The sequence below is a fragment of the Candidatus Nitrosopumilus salarius BD31 genome, assembly GCF_000242875.2.
GTDB lineage: Archaea > Thermoproteota > Nitrososphaeria > Nitrososphaerales > Nitrosopumilaceae > Nitrosopumilus > Nitrosopumilus salarius.
The window spans coordinates 1-17546 of record NZ_AEXL02000023.1; the positions used below are offsets into that span (position 1 = coordinate 1).

22 protein-coding genes and 1 pseudogene are annotated in these 17546 nt (G+C 31.6%); 6 read left to right on the forward strand and 17 right to left on the reverse strand.

What is annotated here, in order from left to right:
- From BD31_RS00835 to BD31_RS00845, 3 genes are all read right to left on the reverse strand, one after another.
- On the reverse strand, positions 1-758 hold a 758-nt coding region (locus tag BD31_RS00835), incomplete at its 3' end, for a hypothetical protein (protein ID WP_008297086.1).
- Positions 759-820: 62 nt separating this feature from the next.
- Positions 821-1012, reverse strand: a complete 192-nt coding sequence (locus BD31_RS00840) for a hypothetical protein (protein WP_158641211.1) — start codon at positions 1010-1012, stop codon at positions 821-823.
- A gap of 518 nt (positions 1013-1530) precedes the next feature.
- On the reverse strand, positions 1531-2160 hold the full coding sequence (locus tag BD31_RS00845; RefSeq protein ID WP_008297180.1) for a glutamate racemase: 630 nt from the start codon (positions 2158-2160) through the stop codon (positions 1531-1533).
- A gap of 109 nt (positions 2161-2269) precedes the next feature.
- Here BD31_RS00845 and BD31_RS00850 point away from each other — a divergent pair, with 109 nt between their 5' ends.
- Positions 2270-2917 (forward strand): Snf7 family protein, encoded by a 648-nt coding sequence (locus BD31_RS00850; protein WP_008297213.1) that lies wholly within the window; start codon positions 2270-2272, stop codon positions 2915-2917.
- Positions 2918-2950: 33 nt separating this feature from the next.
- On the opposite strand, the gene BD31_RS00855 is transcribed toward BD31_RS00850, so the two are convergent.
- From BD31_RS00855 to BD31_RS10510, 4 genes are all read right to left on the reverse strand, one after another.
- Complete coding sequence (locus tag BD31_RS00855; protein ID WP_238536022.1) at positions 2951-3658, reverse strand: hypothetical protein; 708 nt, start codon at positions 3656-3658, stop codon at positions 2951-2953.
- A gap of 164 nt (positions 3659-3822) precedes the next feature.
- Positions 3823-4992: a glycosyltransferase gene (locus tag BD31_RS00860; RefSeq protein ID WP_008297166.1), complete on the reverse strand. Its 1170-nt coding sequence runs from the start codon at positions 4990-4992 to the stop codon at positions 3823-3825.
- Positions 4993-5045: 53 nt separating this feature from the next.
- Positions 5046-5549, reverse strand: coding sequence for a hypothetical protein (locus BD31_RS10505; protein ID WP_238536023.1), 504 nt, complete (start codon positions 5547-5549; stop codon positions 5046-5048).
- Positions 5518-5841 carry a hypothetical protein gene (locus BD31_RS10510; RefSeq protein ID WP_008297160.1) on the reverse strand — a complete coding sequence of 108 codons (324 nt, stop codon included), beginning with the start codon at positions 5839-5841 and terminating at the stop codon, positions 5518-5520. The genes BD31_RS10505 and BD31_RS10510 overlap by 32 nt, the downstream gene beginning before the upstream one ends.
- A gap of 72 nt (positions 5842-5913) precedes the next feature.
- Here BD31_RS10510 and BD31_RS00870 point away from each other — a divergent pair, with 72 nt between their 5' ends.
- A complete protein-coding gene (locus tag BD31_RS00870) occupies positions 5914-6123 on the forward strand; it encodes a hypothetical protein (RefSeq protein WP_008297257.1) in 210 nt (69 codons plus the stop codon).
- 83 nt (positions 6124-6206) lie between these two features.
- Positions 6207-6872: a hypothetical protein gene (locus BD31_RS00875; protein WP_008297208.1), complete on the forward strand. Its 666-nt coding sequence runs from the start codon at positions 6207-6209 to the stop codon at positions 6870-6872.
- Between the two features lie 10 nt (positions 6873-6882).
- Here the strand turns inward: BD31_RS00875 and cobM are convergent, their stop codons facing one another.
- The 5 genes from cobM to BD31_RS00895 are packed head-to-tail and all read right to left on the reverse strand — an operon-like array spanning position 6883 to position 9496.
- Positions 6883-7650, reverse strand: coding sequence for a precorrin-4 C(11)-methyltransferase (gene cobM / locus BD31_RS00880; RefSeq protein ID WP_008297204.1), 768 nt, complete (start codon positions 7648-7650; stop codon positions 6883-6885).
- Positions 7643-8365 carry a precorrin-2 C(20)-methyltransferase gene (cobI, locus tag BD31_RS00885; protein ID WP_008297265.1) on the reverse strand — a complete coding sequence of 241 codons (723 nt, stop codon included), beginning with the start codon at positions 8363-8365 and terminating at the stop codon, positions 7643-7645. The genes cobM and cobI overlap by 8 nt, the downstream gene beginning before the upstream one ends.
- A gap of 36 nt (positions 8366-8401) precedes the next feature.
- Positions 8402-8743, reverse strand: coding sequence for a bifunctional cobalt-precorrin-7 (C(5))-methyltransferase/cobalt-precorrin-6B (C(15))-methyltransferase (locus tag BD31_RS10515; protein ID WP_008297222.1), 342 nt, complete (start codon positions 8741-8743; stop codon positions 8402-8404).
- Positions 8710-8991, reverse strand: coding sequence for a methyltransferase domain-containing protein (locus tag BD31_RS10520; RefSeq protein WP_008297172.1), 282 nt, complete (start codon positions 8989-8991; stop codon positions 8710-8712). The genes BD31_RS10515 and BD31_RS10520 overlap by 34 nt, the downstream gene beginning before the upstream one ends.
- Positions 8992-9019: 28 nt before the next feature.
- A complete protein-coding gene (locus tag BD31_RS00895) occupies positions 9020-9496 on the reverse strand; it encodes a hypothetical protein (protein ID WP_008297055.1) in 477 nt (158 codons plus the stop codon).
- A gap of 103 nt (positions 9497-9599) precedes the next feature.
- Here BD31_RS00895 and rqcH point away from each other — a divergent pair.
- Positions 9600-11545, forward strand: a pseudogene (gene rqcH / locus BD31_RS00900) (ribosome rescue protein RqcH).
- On the opposite strand, the gene BD31_RS00905 reads toward rqcH, so the two are convergent.
- On the reverse strand, positions 11523-11906 hold the full coding sequence (locus BD31_RS00905; protein ID WP_008297140.1) for an aconitase X swivel domain-containing protein: 384 nt from the start codon (positions 11904-11906) through the stop codon (positions 11523-11525). The pseudogene rqcH and the gene BD31_RS00905 overlap by 23 nt on opposite strands.
- Complete coding sequence (locus tag BD31_RS00910; protein WP_008297273.1) at positions 11903-13057, reverse strand: aconitase X; 1155 nt, start codon at positions 13055-13057, stop codon at positions 11903-11905. Before BD31_RS00910 ends, BD31_RS00905 begins: the two co-directional genes overlap by 4 nt.
- A gap of 55 nt (positions 13058-13112) precedes the next feature.
- Between BD31_RS00910 and BD31_RS00915 the strand changes: the two genes are divergently transcribed.
- On the forward strand, positions 13113-13763 hold the full coding sequence (locus BD31_RS00915; protein ID WP_048097317.1) for an endonuclease III domain-containing protein: 651 nt from the start codon (positions 13113-13115) through the stop codon (positions 13761-13763).
- On the opposite strand, the gene BD31_RS00920 is transcribed toward BD31_RS00915, so the two are convergent.
- Genes BD31_RS00920 through BD31_RS00930 form a run of 3 tightly spaced genes read right to left on the reverse strand, consistent with a single transcriptional unit; the run spans position 13747 to position 16316 of the window.
- A complete protein-coding gene (locus BD31_RS00920) occupies positions 13747-14415 on the reverse strand; it encodes a hypothetical protein (protein ID WP_008297182.1) in 669 nt (222 codons plus the stop codon). The genes BD31_RS00915 and BD31_RS00920 overlap by 17 nt on opposite strands.
- Before the next feature lie 30 nt (positions 14416-14445).
- A complete protein-coding gene (sat, locus tag BD31_RS00925) occupies positions 14446-15588 on the reverse strand; it encodes a sulfate adenylyltransferase (protein WP_008297150.1) in 1143 nt (380 codons plus the stop codon).
- Between the two features lie 14 nt (positions 15589-15602).
- The gene (locus BD31_RS00930; protein ID WP_048097318.1) at positions 15603-16316 is read right to left on the reverse strand and encodes a phosphoadenylyl-sulfate reductase; all 714 of its coding nucleotides are present in this window, start codon (positions 16314-16316) and stop codon (positions 15603-15605) included.
- 86 nt (positions 16317-16402) lie between these two features.
- Here BD31_RS00930 and BD31_RS00935 point away from each other — a divergent pair, with 86 nt between their 5' ends.
- Positions 16403-17515: a tRNA sulfurtransferase gene (locus BD31_RS00935; protein ID WP_008297134.1), complete on the forward strand. Its 1113-nt coding sequence runs from the start codon at positions 16403-16405 to the stop codon at positions 17513-17515.
- Positions 17516-17546: the final 31 nt, after the last annotated feature.

Genomic DNA, 17546 nt, shown 5'->3' on the forward strand with positions numbered 1-17546 from the left:
AATATGGACATGTTTGAATCAGTTACAAGCAAATCTGATGGGTCAGGCGTATTGCTTCCGAATTTTGATAGTGTGATGCTTAGAATGTCAGATATGGACATTTGATTATTAGATTCCAATGAATAAAATTCTGGAAATACAATTTCATTAAAATTAATTTCAGGTTGATCGTTATTAGGAATTGGAATATTAACAATATTTTCTTGTGTAATATTTTCTTGTGTAATATTTTCTTGTGTAATATTTTCTGAATTTAATGTAGCAAGAGTGTCAGTGCTATTATCCATATCTGCAAATGCATAACCCCAATAAGATGAAGATATGGACAGTGGAGTAATTACAGCAGAAGAAACAAGTAATGTAACAAAAATTAAAGTAAAAAATTGTTTTAGATGATAAAATTTAATTTGCTCATTATCATAACGAATTAAAATAAAACCTGCAAAAGGTATCAATAATATTAATAATATTGGATTTTCAGGATCAAAAATTTGATCATTTATAAAATCAATATTAATTTGTGGGGAAATAATTTGTTCTGCTGAAATATAATTTGAAATTAAATTATCAGGATTTAAATTTGAAATTAAATTATCAACTTGAGAAAATAAATAATTGAATGATAAATCAAAATGATTTATCATTTCATCCTCAGTTATATCAAATTCATAATATGCAAAAGTTGATGGGGAATATTTTTCTAATAATTTTAATTCATTAATTTTAATTTTTGATTGTCTATCAAAAATTCTTTCCATTAATGCTTTTCTATCTGAATCATGTTTGATTAAAGTGAAATCTTCTCTTGTTGATTCATTTACTACGGAAATTTTTCTTCTAATGAAACATTAAACTGTTTAAATTTTTGAACTTGCTTTTTTGTTTCAGCAAATCCAATGTCTTCTTTAAGATCAATTGTAAAGTGTTTTGATTTTAAAATAGGTACAAAATTTTCTGAAACTAATTCTGCAGAAACAAAATTAGTTTCAGATGAAAGTGTCGACAGAACCAAAATCAAAATCATGGATATGGCTAAAGATTTCAGAACTGTTCACCTCCAAAAATTTTTGGATATGGAAATGAAGCTGAGATATCTCTAGAGAATTGAATTTCTACATAACATATGTTAGTAGTTGTACTAAATTCAAATGCCATATCCAATAAAATTTAATCAGATCAAAGCATAAAGATCGAGGAAAAATTATGTAATGATTAGATCCATCTTGGAGCTTTTTGATTTTACAGATACCATTATGGAATTACAAAAAAATGAAGGATTTGATGGGTTAATTTAGAGATAAATCAAAAATGTAACAAAAAATAAAAATCGATTTAATTTTATTCATTATCAAAAAATTAATTCAATATTGTAAAAAATAAGATGTCATTTAGATTACATTTTATTCGATTCAAATTTGGAAATTTTGTTTTTAATTCCAAGATGTTTTAATTTTTTTCAAGTACTTCAATCTTTCCTGAAGTGAATATTTGTAATGAATTCTTTTTTTATTGTAAATGAAGTATTTTTTTTTACTTTTTAGATATAGAATTATTTGGATCAATAAAACACACATGTGGAAAAATTTCTTTAAGAAATTTTGAAAGAAAAGGTAAGTGTGTGCTTGAAAGTATTACAACATCGATTGAATGTTTAGAAAGTTTTGAAGTTAATGATTTTCTAATAAAATTCTTACAAAGATCAGGATCTGAATAAAAATTTCCATGTTCAACTAAATCAACAAGTGGTGATGCATTGATTTGAATGATTTTGATATCATCCATTTCAAATTTTTTTATATATTTATCAAGTAACTTGCTTTTTACTATAGATTCTGTTGCCAATATAGCAATCGAATTTGATTTTGTGATTTTTTTTGCTTCATTTAATGGTGGTAATACAGTCAGAATATTTTTTGTATGTGAATCTAATGTAAGAGATAATGTGTTAGATCCGACTATTATGAGTTCTGGCATGAATGCATTTTGAAGAATGGATATAGTTTGCAGTGTAATGTTTCTTAATTCATTGACAGATTTTTTTCCATATGGAAAGTTTTTGGAGTCAGCAAAGTAGATTATGTCACATTTGAACTGCTTCTGTATTGATTTTATAACCGATAGTGAACCTAATCCGGAATCAAATACAGCTATTTTTACCATTGAACACTAATTACATAAAAGATCATTTAGATTTTTGTGAGCTAAATTAACCCCAAAGTCGATCTAAATACACACCGTCCATTAAGACTAAATTTCTAAACAAACCAACATGCCAAACTTCGATAAAACTTGGGCTCATCAAGAGACCCAAAGTGTAACTGGCAAACTCCGTGAAGCAGTAAAGCCTCAAGGTGCATTGAAACCACGAATTCAAACTGCAGTAAACAAACTACAAGTCCAAATCTCAAAAATGGACTCTATGTTAGGTAAACTGCATGAAAGAGATGCGCAACTCTTTCAGAGAGTCGTAACTGCAATGCAACAACATGATACTAGCACAAGTAGAGTTTTGTCTAACGAATTAGCTGAAATTCGTAAGGTTACAAAGATGCTCGGCAACGCAAGAATGTCATTAGAACAAGTCCAACTAAGACTGACAACTATTCATGATCTTGGTGACGCTATGGTAGCAATTGGACCAGCGATGTCTACAATGAAGGGATTGAAGTCATCACTAGGAAGATTCATGCCAGAAGCAGATTCAGAACTGAACAGTATGACTCAGACACTTAATGGACTCATGATGGATTCTCTTGCAGGAGACTCATTTAGTATGGAGTCTGCCGCTTCAAGTGAAGAAACCGAAAAGATTCTTCAGGAAGCATCTGCAGTAGCTGAGCAACAGATTGGAGACAAATTCCCATCTGTACCATCTTCAACCGGACTTTCGTCACAATCCTCTACTTCCTTTGAGTAGTCAGGAAGCGACGAAGTTCATTCTTTTTCATTTTCATAATTCTTTTAGAGTTTTTAGTAATTTTGGATCTTCAAATATTTGAGATTCAGGATAACAGTTTAACATTTTTCCATTATCAATATTATAAAATTCCCAATTATCACAGTCTTTATCATATTCGTATGGATCAGTATTTTCAAATTCCCAGTCAAAGCCGTTAGATATTGATTGTTCAGGATAGTTATGACCTCGGATTAAGGTAATAGTATTTTCTTCATAATTTACGTCAATCTTTGCATATAATGCATTTGGATAGAGATAGATTACATTTGGATGAGATGTTATAGCATCAAACTCTTTTTGTGTTACATATTCATTGTGTAATAAAATTACTTTGTCAAAATCTTTTAGAATTTTTGGATTTTTATCAATCTCAATATCACTTAGAAATTTATAATTTAAAAGTTTTAGAACTTGTGCACTATTTCCACCGATTTCTGTTCTAAGTATTGATTTGATTGGAATAGTCAAACATTCTTCATTACATTCTCCCTTGTAGAAATTGTAAAAACCAGGTTCGTTATATGCAGCTGCGGTGAAAATAGGAAAAATCACAATTGTTTTTTCATCAGTATTCATTAATTGATTATAAAGTGAATGGTTATCATCATTTAGTTCAAAGAAAAGTCTAGTATATTTTTGAAGATTTTCATCTATAATATACTCACCTCTAACTCCACTAATTTTAAAAATTGAATTCATTGGCAATTCAATCAAGTCTGTATTTTTTGTTTCTATATTAAAATTGAAAAAATTCTTTGATAGTTCTAAATTACTTTCTTTGATAGTGATATTTGAGTAATATTGTGCTAAAAAAATTAATCCTATAGTTATTGGAATAATTAAAATCAAGAAAATTTTAAAATTTATTGCCAAAGTTTTTCCTTAAATGTAAATTTTTTATTTAAAATAAAATTACTAGATGCTCCAGTTAAAACACCAATACCTAATGCAGTTGTATATACCCAACTGTAATGATCAACTAATGAAAACACAACACCAAGTTGAACTAATGCGCCAAGTGAACTAAACATAAGAAATTTTGAATATTGTGAAATTGTTTTTTTGAATGAAAAGTTTCTATCTCCAAATGTCCACCATTTATTTAAAACAAAATTTGATGTCATTGATGCGATAATTCCTAAAATATTAGCATGTAAATACCAAATTTCTGCTATTCCTCCAGAAAACATTAGTGTAACAAGATAATTTATTACAAATCCTAATGTGCCAATAGTGTAAAATCTACTTGCTTTTGAAAAAAATTTTACTGAATTTCTTTTTTCATTATTTTCTTCTAAAGTATTTGAACGATATAATTTCCAAACTGATTTGAGATAATCAATAATTGTAAAAAAATCTAATTTACTTGAACCAAAAGTTCGATTTTGAAATGTATAAGGTATTTCTTTGACATTAAGGCCCTTTTTTTTAACTAGGATTTCTAAAAGTATTTTGAATCCTATTGCATCAAAATTTAATCCTTGTAATATTACTTTTCTAAAAGCAAAAAATCCTGACATCGGATCATTAGTTTTAACATTAAGACATTTTTTTGCAATGATTGTTGCAATTTTACTTAGAAACTTTCGCCTTTTGTTCCATCCATTGATCTGACCACCAGTGATGTATCTGGACGCAACTACCATATCACATTGATATTTCTTTAATGTTTCAATCATTTTTGGAATTATTTGAGGTGGATGTGATAGATCACTATCCATAACAACAATTGTATCACCTGTTGCACGTTGTATTCCACTTAGAATTGCTGAACTTAATCCGTTTTTGGTTGTTCTATGAATAATGTTAATTGTATATCCAGCTATTTTTTTGACATTTTTCAAGTAATCATCTACAATTTTACCAGTACCATCAGGAGAATTATCATCCACAACTATTGCTTCAGTTAGGATATTTTTGGGAAATATATCACTAAGAGATTTTAATACTTTTAAGATATTTTGTGACTCGTTATAGGTCGGAATGATTATTGAAATATGAGGTTTTTTTTCAATCCTAGTTTCAGCAGTCATTTGCTTTGAAGGATAGATTAGTAGTTATTAATTTTTATTAAAAATAATATGCTTTAGCCACTGTTTTTTGATATCCTGAAATTTGTGATTATCGTAATTAACATAATCATTGGAATAAGGGAAGAAAGAAAAATTGAGAAATTGAATTCAGGAAGGGAATTATCAGGAGACACTAAATCTCCCCATTGACTTGGACTAGAAATTGAAGTTTGATTTTGTATATTGTATGGCCATGAATAGTAATTTTGCGAGTGTGCATCAAAAACTGAAATGTAAAAACCATAGTTATTTGAACGTCCCAATACGTCTAATGGAATCTTAAACTCATAGCTTGCGTGAGGAATTTTACTATATCGATCATATTTATCAGATGCAGTTCCCTTTGCGAGAAAATTTTTATCATTAGGAATTTTATCAAAATATTCATTAATTGAAGAAGCATTATTTCCTTGATATGTAAATGAATTTTTTGCATCAAGTGTAGTGGAGAAACAATAATCATCAGATTGTGGAATTATATTTTTATCATTTTTTTGTGTCAAAACAAACAATTGCACTATCATAATTCTCATCAATATTTGTATCACTTGCAAAATTAATTTGAACATAAATAAAATTTTCTTGATGACCTGTTCTTAAGTGAATTTCATTTCCATCTTCAAAAACAAGTCGGTTATAGCTAGATTGTTTCCATTCATATGAATCAGTCCATTTTCCATCAAAAACCACTTGATCTAAATTAGACGAGATAGAGATTAGAATAGGATCTTCAGCATAGATTTCATCAAAAAATATAGGAAAAAATAAAATTAAAAATAAAACATTAAGTAATTTTAGTTTGTTTTTCATTGACTTTGTTTATTCGCTTATCTAATAGAAAAATTTTTTAGTCTTTTTATACTAGAACTGGATTAAAAAATTATGAATAAAGGAGTCATTATTGGGATAATAGCAATAATTATTATTGCAATTGGCGTACTTGTAGTTTCAGGCAATAGTTCAGATAGTATTGATGAGATATCACTTGACAAAGATGTTAGTGAAGTTTCTGTTGATGAAAATATCATAAATAAGCCTAAACAATTTACAGTAGGATTAGATGAATCGGTAGGATTTACAGAGGGAGATTAATTTTCTAAAATGATCCATTTTGGAGCTATTATTTAGAATAATTTACCAGAATGCCTATAAGTTAATTTATCTATAAAATTTTAATGAAAAACACAACTGGCATTGGTATGTTAGCAGCAATCACACTTGCCATAGGAATGGTTGGAGTCAACTTTTCAGATGGTATATTTGATTCGCAAAGTAATACTGCAACTTCTTATTCAGAAGGCGCAGGTATTCTAGGACATATTGAAGTCATACACACTGATAGCGAAGGAAATATTCTTTCATATCAACAAACAGACAATGCAATTGTAAATGACGGAAGAAACTGTACTGCTATGTTACTATTTGGAGCAAACACTGGTTGTACTGCTGGTACCGCAACAGCTTTAGGAAAGTATACAGTAATTGGAATCAGTAATGGTTCTGCATTAGCAGCTACTACTCTAAACACTGTTTTACCTGCAGAAATTACAGTAGGTGATGGATTAAATGCTGTAGCTGGTAGTTTGGGTACGTTTACAAACTCAAGTGCCAACTCTGATCCTGCAATACAAAGAATAACCACTCAGTTCACGTATTCTTCATCTGCAACTCAAACTGCAAATCCAATAAATTCAGCAGGCTTGTTTAATCAAACTGCTCTTGGTGCAGATAGAGGTGTATTTGCATTAAAGAACTTCCCATCATCAGTCAGCATGAATCCAGGTGATCAGTTAACGGTTAACTGGGACATTACAATTGATGGTTCAGACACAGTATCTTAGTCGTCTAAATCTATTTTTTATTTTTTATTTTTCTATAGCCATGGCTAAAGTTTTTGTCGTATAATTTGGAATACTCATACGTTTCAGGATCAATGACATCACTGATTATAACAATTGCTGTTCTAGTGATTTTTTCATCATGGACTTTTTTGACAATATCATCCAGAGTTCCTTTGATTATTTTTTGATCATTCCAGCTTGCACGATATACAACAGCAACTGGTGTTGTTCTTTTGTAGCCACCTTCTACTGCTTCCTTTACAAGTTTGGAAAGTAAGTGAACACTTAGATAAAAAATTAAGGTTGCCTTGTGTTTTGCAAGTTCAGAGATTCTTTCACGTTTTGGGACTTTGGTTCTTGATTCTGCTCTTGTAATAATAATTGTTTGAGTCACACCAGGTAGTGTCAATTGTGTTCCAAGTGCTGCAGCTGAGGCTAAAAATGCAGTAACACCAGGTACAACAATTGATTTGATTCCTTTCTTTTCTAAATTATCAATTTGCTCTTTGATTGCACCGTAAATTGAAGGATCCCCGTCATGTAATCTTACTACAAGTTTGTCTTTTTTTGCATTTTTGTATAGTAAATCAAAAATTTCTTCTCTGACTAGTTTTGCAGCGTCATGTAACTTTCCTTTTTTGCAAAGCTTCAAAATCGGATCAGGAATCAATGATCCTGAATAAACTATAATGTCGGCCTTTTGAATTAATTTTTTGGCTTTTACAGTAATTAGTTCTGGATCCCCTGGACCGCAGCCAACAAAGAACACATCAGACACGTTTTACCACCAAAATTGAAAAGTATTTTGTAGTTAATGTATCATCATTTACTTCACCCAAAGTCATTTTTCGAATGATTTCATTTTCTGTTCCAAGATCCTGCCCTATTGCAAAAATTGAATCATCTGGAAATCCAGATTCTTTTAGAACTTCAATTACTTTGTCAAAATATCGTCCATCTTTAAGAAATATCATTGATTCTGAATTTTTTGCAATTTCCTTTACGCTAGATAGATCATAACATGACGGAATGATAGCAACTTTTTCGGCACCTTCAGCAATACTTACACCGACTTTAGATGCAAATGTAAAAATGGATACAATTCCCGGTACTACACTAATATCCATATCAGGATAATTTTCTTTTAGATCCTTGTGCATGTAGATCCAAGTGCTATACAAGTATGGATCACCAACTGTAAGATATACAACATTTTTTCCAGTCAAAACTGTTTCAGCCATTATTTTTGCATTCTTTTTCCATGTTGCTTCAAGAATATCTTTATCTTTGGTCATTGGAAAGATTAGTTTTACAATCTTTTGATTTTTAGATTTATCTATTATGGGTGAAACAACACTAAGAGCAATGCTTGGTCTATCTTCATTAGATGCAGGACACATGATAATGTCTGCATTTTGAATTGCCTTTACAGCCTTGACAGTAAGTAGATCTACATCTCCAGGACCCACTCCTATTCCAATTAATCCAGTCATGAAAAGTATGGATTTTCTCCCAATTAAAAATCTAGATTACATCTTAGTAGCAGAAATTATTGTTACAGGATTTCTTGCAAGCATCATAGTTCCAGTAGTGGTTTTTCTGCTTTTTGATATTGTAATTTGAGTAATATCAACAGATTCAAACTCTAATTTATCAAGAACTTGTAACACTGAGTAAAGCGTCTCAATCAGTATTATACCAATTACAATTCTACCTCCTCGTCTTAGTTTGTTCTCAGAGAGCTCAACTATTTTTTTTGTGTCTCCACCAGTACCTCCAATGAATATTACGTCAGCTTTATCAAGTTCTAGAATTTTTTCTTTAGCATTTCCATGAATTACAGATACATTTGATACATTAAATTTTTCCATATTTTTTTAGTTAACTCTACGGCATTTTGATCATGATCAATGGCTAATACTTTACCAGAGGATTCAATTTGGAGTGCAGCCTCAATAGAAATAGAGCCGCTGCCACATCCAATATCATAAACAGTTTGTCCTGGCTTTAGTCTTGCTTTACTGATTTGAATGGTTCTTATTTCTTCTTTAGTTATTGGAACCTTTTCTGTTCGCTCAAAAAGTTCATCTGGAATTCCAGGAGTTTTGTAATTCCACATAATTTATCTTTAATTTTGAATTATAAAATTATATGTTAATTCCACTAGAAACAGTTCCTGCATGAAGTAATGTGTAAGTTACAATCCATGTAAACAGATACAAAAAGACATAGCTACCAATGCCTTGTGTAACAATTTTTTTTCTATCTGAAGATGGTAATTGTAATTTCATGCCTTTTGCAACTATAATTGTTCCAATAAACACTATAATCATAAATATAATTGAAGCCCATCTTCTCTCCTCGCCTTCAATATCTTCAAAGATGAAAGTTGCTATTGCACCTGCAATAACTGCCAATCCAACACGCAACCAAAATAATTTGTTTAATTTTCTATCTTTCTCACTTTTTTCGGCTACACTAATTGGTGAATCTTCTGATTTGTCCGGAGTAGGCTCAGATTTTTCTATTTCAGGAATATCATTTGGATTTACATCTACAGATTCCTTTTTAGAATCATCTGGTCCTGGTGTAGCCTCTGATTTTTTCTTTTTGAATTTTGCCAAGTAAATTTCTAGCGTGTCTCAAGCAAACCATGTTTAATATCTTTGGTCATAATTTGAGCATATCAAAGCAAGAGTATAATTTTAGACGATAAATATCATGATTATGACTCTAGCAGGAATAGAACTACGATATTTGGTGGATAAAATTTCTGAGCAGGTTCAAGATTACTATATCAGTAACATATATGGAATTACAAAAGATAGTATTCTGTTCAAACTTCATCATACGGAAAAAAGTGATCTGTTTATGATGATCTCAACATTTGGTGTCTGGCTAACTAAAGTAAAAATTGATCAAATGGAACCAAATAGATTACTCAAAAGATTACGAAGTGATCTTCTTAGATTAAAATTGAAAAAATAGAACAAATTGGTTCAGAAAGAATAGCATATTTTAATTTTGAAGGGTTTGGAAAAGAGTTTGTTTTAGTGGGAGAATTTTTTGGGGATGGGAATATTTTACTCTGTAGTAAAGATATGAAGATACTTGCACTACAGCATTCAATAGATGTAAGACATAGAAAATTAAGTGTGGGATTAGAATACACACAACCACCAGAAAACGGATTAGATATTTTTAATATATCAGAATCAGATTTTGCTGAACTTGGTAGAACTGATTTGGTCTCTGCTAAATGGCTAGGGAGAACTTTGGGTTTACCAAAAAAATATGTTGAGGGAATTTTTGAGATTGCACAAGTTGATCCAAAAAAACTAGGAAATTTATTAACTACGGAAGAAATAAGGAAAATTTTTGAAACAACTAAAAAAATTGTTACAGATGTAATATCAGGAAATCATGAGCCAGTAATTATTAGAAATGAAAAATCAGAAGTCCTTCCACTCAGACTAGGAACATTAGAAGGAGAGATCACTGGTGTTGATAGTTTCATTGAAGGATTAGATATTGTTTTTACAGAAAATATAGTTACAAAAGGAAAATCAGTTCAATCAAGTGCTTCTAATAAAAAGGTCAAAGAATTACAAACTCAAATTTCTGAGCAAGAAAAAGCAATTGAAACAGTAAGAGAAAGATCAAAAAACATTACAAATGTTGCCAATTCTCTCTTTGAGATGATATCAAAAGGAATAATATCAATAGAAGACACCAGTGCACATGAGATTTTAGCAATCAACAATGCAAAATTAATCACAGAGAAGGGAATTTCATTAATTGTAATCCAAGATGAAAAAATTAAGATAAACACAAAATCTCCGCTTCAATCAATTGCATCTGTACTATTCAATGAGGCAAAAAAACAATCAGCTGCAATAAATTCAATTCAAGCAATTAAAGAAAAAACAGAGAAAAAGCTTGAAAAGTTTCAAAGTAAAACAGATTCTGAAAAAGATTTGATCGTGGTATCAGAAATTAGAAAGAAAAACTGGTATGAAAGATATAGGTGGTTTTTCACATCTGATGGATTTCTTGCAATAGGTGGAAGAGATGCAGCATCAAATTCTGCTGTAGTAAGAAAGCATTTAGTTAAAAAGGATAAAATATTTCATGGTGATATTTTTGGTTCACCATTTTTTATTTTAAAGGAAGCTGATAATGCTCCAGATAAAAGCATGAATGAAGTTGCACATGCAACAGTTTGTTTTAGTCGTGCATGGAGAGAGGGAATGTATGGGGTGAGTGCTTATTGGGTAAATCCCGAACAAGTAAAAAAATCTGCACCAAGCGGGGAATTTTTGCCCAAGGGTTCTTTTACAATAGAGGGACAACGAAATTTTATCAAATCTGATACTCTCAGATTAGCTGTTGGGATCATACCACTTGATGATGACTATGTTTTAACATGTGGACCACCAGAACCAATCAAAAAAAATTCGATTTGCTATGCAATCATTGAGCCTCAAGGTATAGAAATGGTAGATGCAGCCAAGAAAATAAGAATCGAGTTTTCCAAATTAGAAGAAGATATTACAAGAAAAATATCAATTGATGATTTTGTTCGTGTTTTGCCTCCTGGAAAAAGTCAGATCAAAGAAGTAGGTATTGGGGAATCACAAAAACCAATTTTTATTGATACTGAATTAGATTAGAATCGGTATCAAGTGAGAGTTTCATTCCATTATTAATGGAAGAGAATTCTTGCTCAGAAATTATGATTAATGGGATGTTTGCTAATGCACATCCTGTGGCTACAGTAAGATCAGCTTTGGTACAAATCATTGCAAGGGGAGCTGTATCATTTGATTTTATTGAATAAATGGTGTATGCACCTACACTACTTCCTACTCCTGAAGGAAATACAAGAATGAAATCTTTGATGGATTTTTGATAGAGATCATGATTCTTATCACTGATAATTCCAGTTTTTTTGTCCACTGTACCTAAAAAGTTGATGGGATTTTCAGATTTTAAAACGACACCATTTACATTTCCTGAAACTAGAACTTTCATCTTGTCTCATCTTCAATAATTTGTGATAGCGACTTTAGGTTAACACCTACACCATTAGAATTTTTGAGGTAAAATGCACCCTTGATACTGTTTGTCGTTACCGCATCAACATCACCCTTGTTTATCAGAGGAGTCAAACATGTACAACAATCAGATAGAATCTCGCATCCTGCACGTTCAAGCTCATTTGTGTATCCAATTTTGTGTGCTTGTTCCTTTACAGTTCTAGGCAAAAATACCATACATCTCTTTTGAAATGATCTGCCCTTTAGTTTTCCAGTAAGATCAGAAATCTCATCTAGCCCTAATTGGGGACTACCAAGTGTAATGATATCACCTTTTTCTGCAGTATTCAACTCATCGTAAACATTTTGCATTTCTTTTTCATCAAAATCTATTTTTTCACAATCAGAATCTCCTTCTCCAAAGAGAAATTTGGCACATGTTCCTGACGTACCCATTCCACCACACATTGCTTTAGTTTGTCTTTTATCCATATCTCCAAGATCGGAAATATTTACAGAAATATCTCCTATTTTTCCTGCAAAGAATCCTAGCATTCCATATGTCAATTCATTTGGATTGTTGACTTTCATTCTAATTGTAATATTTGGTGAATCTTCTTTTCGTAGTGAGGAATATGGACTCTTTCCAGTAAGTGCGCTAGCAAGCGCACTAAATGCACTTTCCTTGTTAGTCTTTAAATTATCATATGAATTAGCATGTATTGCTGCATTGCTTTCAGCAAATGCAACTTGAGTTCCATTTTTTGGAATATCAAAAATTTCATACGGAATACAAGAAAATGAAGGAATGACGCCCATGTTTTCATAAGAATTTCTAATCGATAGTTGTTTTGAGATAAAATTTTCATCCAATCCATAATTTAACACATTGTCAATATCAAACCCCATCGGGTTTAGTGTAGTTTTTACTTTAACTTGTGCATCCTTACTAATTCCTGAGAGGAATTCTTCTCCTGCATCACCAATGGTATTGTAATTTACGCCTGAAAGATGAGCCCATTCTATTGGTACTAGTTTTTCAGCATCAGTTGCCTCACCAGTAGCAACCAAAATTCTGTATGCCATTTGCATAATTTCTCCATGTTCACCTTTTAGTGCAGATTCTTCTTCTCGTGTTAGAAACAATGAAAATTATTAGTTATTACAGTTATAATACTTGTACGCAGTTTTTCAGTTGAAAATGGAAAAAATTCTTCGCGGAATGAAAGACACTATGAATGCTGTAAAGCCACCAAGAATTACAGCGTTAAGAGATCTTCACGATGCTGAAACAGGGCCATTTAGCATTCTTATTGGAACTATACTTTCTGCAAGAACAAAAGATGAAGCTACAACAAAGGCAGTAAAAGAACTTTTTTTAAAATATAAAAATCCAAAAGAGCTTGCATCTGCCAAAGTCAAAGATGTGGAAAAAATAATAAAATCAATTGGATTCTTTCATGTAAAATCAAAAAGAATAATTGAAGTTGCAAAGATAATTCATACAAAATACAAAGGAAAAGTTCCAGATGATTTACCTACTTTAATTGAATTACCTGGAGTTGGAAGAAAAACAGCTAATTGTGTTCTAGTTTATGCATTTGAAAAGCCTGCTATTCCAGTTGATATTCATGTACATAGAATATCAAATAGATTAGGATTAGTTGATACAAGAAATCCAGAAGAAACAGAGCAGGAATTGATGAAAAAGATTCAGAAAAAATATTGGATCGATATTAACGATACTTTTGTTATGTATGGACAAAATATTTGCAAGCCAATTTCACCAATGTGTGATGTCTGTAAAATTAAAAAAAGCTGCAAATATTACAAATCTAAGATCGCTTCTTAGTTAGAAACAGCACTCCAACTATGATTCCAACTCCTGCAGCCACATAAAATGGAAATAGTGCAAACGCATTCTTTGCAGGATCGCCAGATAGAATCTCTATTGTCATACTTCCAGAGTTTACTGCAGGTGGATCAGTAGAGTCTTCCATTCCATATACAGAATACGAATCAATTGCAAATTCGCCAATATCCAGATTGGTAACTACAATTCTTGCTCCATTGTTTACTGTAAGTCCTGCTCTCTCAGTATATGATACGATTGATTTTGCCTGTGGATACCAACCTCTATCCAGGGCTTTGTGAACTACAACATATCCTTCTTTTGGAGTCTTTACTGCAACCCAAAACTTGTTGTCAGGTTGTGAACCCATGCCGACTTCAATGAATTCATCATGTGTTGCCTTATCATAGAGTCTTAGAACTGCATTTCCGTTTGGATTTGCATAAAGTAGATTGTTATCAATGGTTACTTGCCAGCTGATAGAATGTACATCATCAAGCATTACAACAGGTGCATCTCGCAAAAGTCTGTTAAACTCATCTGAGGGAATTTCTATTGTATCAATAAGTAATGATGGGTTTGTCAGATCTTGGGCAAATGCAGGAGATATAAAAAATCCTGCAACTAAAACTAGTAAAATTAGATACTTCACAAGCTAGGACAAGTATGATTGAATAAAAATCTAATCAACAAAAGGTTTCGGATGATCCAAGATCACTTTTGCTACTTCCGGTCTTAGAATATATTCAGATGGTGCCTGACCGTTTTGAATCATTTCTCTTAGTGCGGTCCCACTGATTTGCTCTTTGACATCATCACCATGTGGGCATGCTTTAGGGGTTGTATAGGTAAGACATTTTTTGCAATAAAAGAATGCAGGGAAGAATACAGGAGCAATATCTAATTCTGGATAGTCTTCAAATATTTTTTGTGCAGCAAATGGGTCATAAAATTTTCCAACGCCTGCATGATCTCGTCCTATAATGATATGTGTACATCCATAGTTTTGTCTCATGATTGCGTGATGAATTGCTTCTTTTGGTCCAGCATATTTCATTTCAGTTTGTAAGGTTCCAAGAATGCATCTGTTTTCTGGATAGTATAGTTTTATCATGGTCTCATAGCATTTTATTATTACTTCATCAACAAAGTCGCCAGATTTTTTCTTTCCAATGATTGGATTGACAAATACACCGTCACGTGTCGTAATTGATGTTTTTTGAAGCATTTCATGTGCCACATGTGGAGGGTTTCTTGTTTGAAATGCACAAATTGTCTTCCATCCTGCTTTTGTAAAAGCTTCTCTGGTTTGTAATGGAGTTAGTCTATTTTTTCGAAGTTCGGTCTCTTCAGGTCTTTGAATATAGTCAATCTTTCCTCCTACTAGATAGTCCTTCATTGACATTGTCTTTGCAACACCTGGATGAGACGAATCAGTTGTACCATAGACTCCTTGGCAGGTTTTTTCTTTATCAAAAGAATACGTTTCATCAACATGTAATACTGCAATTCCAATTCCTTGTGGATTTTGTAACAGTACATCTCCTGATTCTTTCATTTTTGATGCAGTTTGTTCATCAACGTCAAGCACTATTGGAATAGTCCAAGCAAGATCATTTGCCAATCTACCACGTGAAATTACGCTTTCATAGTCTTGCTTTCCCAAAAATCCTTCCAAAGGACTGAAAATTCCATCTGCAATGTTTTCAACATCATTTGCAAGATCTTCACTTATTGTAATTGAGAATAGTCCTGTAGGTTCGATTTTGTTAATTCTGTTAATTAGGATTCCACCATGTGGCTTGATTGAATTATTTTCTGACATGTTAATTCCTGTATTTAGGGTTCTATATGAAGGCCACATTCTTTGTTGCCTCCTTGCTCCCACCACCATCTTCCTGCTCGAATATCTTCTCCAGGCTTTATTGCACGGGTACAAGGCTCACATCCAATACTGGGATATCCTTTGTCAAGAAGACTGTTGTATGGGAGATTATTCTTTTTGATATATTCTTGAATCTGATCCCAAGTCCAATCAATTATTGGATTAATCTTTAAAATTCCACCATGTGCATGATCTAGTTGAAATATTTTTACATTCTCTCGATTTTTGGTCTGATCACGTCTTAGTCCAGTAATCCATCCATCCAAAGTACTAAGCATTTGATTCATCGGATGTACTTTACGAATTTCACAACACAATTTTCTATTCTCTACACTGTCATAGAAGAGATTCATTCCTTTTTGATTCACCATGTCTTCAACTTCTTTTGAATTAGGAAATAGAACTTCAATTGAAATGTTGTATTTTTTTCTTACAATGTCTATAATATCATAGGTTTCTTGTGGGAGTCGTCCTGTATCTAGTGTGAAGAACCTAAATTTTGGATTAATTTTTAACATAATATCCATTACAACTGCATCTTCTGCACCAAAACTTGATGCCTTTGCAACCTTGGGATGAAGATTCTCAGATGTCCATTCAAGCACTTCTTGGGTTGTTTTTATTTTTAAGTTAAGATCATCTACTTGCTCTTGAGTGAATTTTGGCATAAAATCAGTAGCAATATTTGTTTTATATTGATTACCCGCAAAATTTAATCCTAAATTATAAACAAGTGGATTTGAAAGTAGGAAATATGAAGGAAATATCATATGTTGTAGTTTTTCCAACCATATTTTCAAAAAATAAAATTCCACAGTTAATTTTAAACATAAAAAAAATTCTAAAAATAAAAAATCAACAATTCAATTCAGTTAAACGAGATAATGATGTAATCCTAGTTGATGCAAATGATCCTGTATTTGCTTCATCTGCTATCAGTTTACTCTTTGGAATTGAAAAAATAGCAATTGCAAGACAGATTAAAAATGATTTTCAAGATATTGTTTCAGAGATTACATTCATAGGAGGTAATCTTTTACTTAAAGGAGAAAAATTCCTAGTAAGGGTTGAAGGAGCATCAAAAGGATTTGTAACAAAAGATGTTGAAATTGCTGCAACATCAAGTATTATTGAGAAAAAATCTAATCTTGGGGCCACGCCTGGAACAGATGAGAATTACGACAAGATGTTATACACATATTTAACAAAAAATAATGCATACATTAGTATTTTTTCTGATAAAGGACAAGGTGGAATTCCATATCAATCCCAAAATAAAAAAACAATCTGTGCAATATATGATGAAATTTCAGCAGTTTCATGTTTTGAGACAATTAAACAAGGATATGATACAAAGATCATAGTTTGTTATAGACAAAAATCAGAGTTGATGAATCTTGCAAAAATTGTTAATCAAATTATTCCAAGATTAGTACAAAGCAAAATAGAGGTGGAATTCTTTCATCTAAAGATTAAACCCAGCGGAATTGTAAATTATGTAAAATTTGTAAATTCTATATTAGAGATAATGTTGCAATATTCAGATTATCGTGTATCATTAGCTTTGTCACCTCTGATATTTTCCTCAGAGTTTATCGATAGTTCATTAAAACGCGTGTATGAAAAAAATAGAATTCCATTAGTTCCACTTGCGGGAGTAGATTCCAATTTGTTTGATGAGGCAAAAGAGATAGGATTGGAAAGAAATATGAAAAAATTAGAAAAAATGGTCAGCATATCTTATAACGCTATTCCTACTTTTTCAAAAAAAGAAGTGGAATTAGCAATGAAAACAAAAAAGAAGATTTCAGTTCTATTAGGACCTAACAACCTACATGATATTTTAGATTCATTGGAGAATCACTGAAAATTTAAGCAGGAATATCGAGTCTCATATT

Excerpts from the sequence above, each read along its gene's own strand:
- BD31_RS00845 (WP_008297180.1), bottom strand. The coding sequence starts at position 2,160 with ATGGTAAAAATAGCTGTATTTGATTCCGGATTAGGTTCACTATCGGTT.
- BD31_RS00850 (WP_008297213.1), top strand. The coding sequence starts at position 2,270 with ATGCCAAACTTCGATAAAACTTGGGCTCATCAAGAGACCCAAAGTGTA.
- BD31_RS00855 (WP_238536022.1), bottom strand. The coding sequence starts at position 3,658 with ATGAATTCAATTTTTAAAATTAGTGGAGTTAGAGGTGAGTATATTATA.
- BD31_RS00860 (WP_008297166.1), bottom strand. The coding sequence starts at position 4,992 with ATGACTGCTGAAACTAGGATTGAAAAAAAACCTCATATTTCAATAATC.
- BD31_RS10510 (WP_008297160.1), bottom strand. The coding sequence starts at position 5,841 with ATGAAAAACAAACTAAAATTACTTAATGTTTTATTTTTAATTTTATTT.
- BD31_RS00870 (WP_008297257.1), top strand. The coding sequence starts at position 5,914 with ATGAATAAAGGAGTCATTATTGGGATAATAGCAATAATTATTATTGCA.
- BD31_RS00875 (WP_008297208.1), top strand. The coding sequence starts at position 6,207 with ATGAAAAACACAACTGGCATTGGTATGTTAGCAGCAATCACACTTGCC.
- cobI (WP_008297265.1), bottom strand. The coding sequence starts at position 8,365 with ATGACTGGATTAATTGGAATAGGAGTGGGTCCTGGAGATGTAGATCTA.
- BD31_RS10515 (WP_008297222.1), bottom strand. The coding sequence starts at position 8,743 with ATGGAAAAATTTAATGTATCAAATGTATCTGTAATTCATGGAAATGCT.
- BD31_RS10520 (WP_008297172.1), bottom strand. The coding sequence starts at position 8,991 with ATGTGGAATTACAAAACTCCTGGAATTCCAGATGAACTTTTTGAGCGA.
- BD31_RS00905 (WP_008297140.1), bottom strand. The coding sequence starts at position 11,906 with ATGAAAGTTCTAGTTTCAGGAAATGTAAATGGTGTCGTTTTAAAATCT.
- BD31_RS00915 (WP_048097317.1), top strand. The coding sequence starts at position 13,113 with ATGGAAAAAATTCTTCGCGGAATGAAAGACACTATGAATGCTGTAAAG.
- sat (WP_008297150.1), bottom strand. The coding sequence starts at position 15,588 with ATGTCAGAAAATAATTCAATCAAGCCACATGGTGGAATCCTAATTAAC.
- BD31_RS00930 (WP_048097318.1), bottom strand. The coding sequence starts at position 16,316 with ATGCCAAAATTCACTCAAGAGCAAGTAGATGATCTTAACTTAAAAATA.
- BD31_RS00935 (WP_008297134.1), top strand. The coding sequence starts at position 16,403 with ATGAAGGAAATATCATATGTTGTAGTTTTTCCAACCATATTTTCAAAA.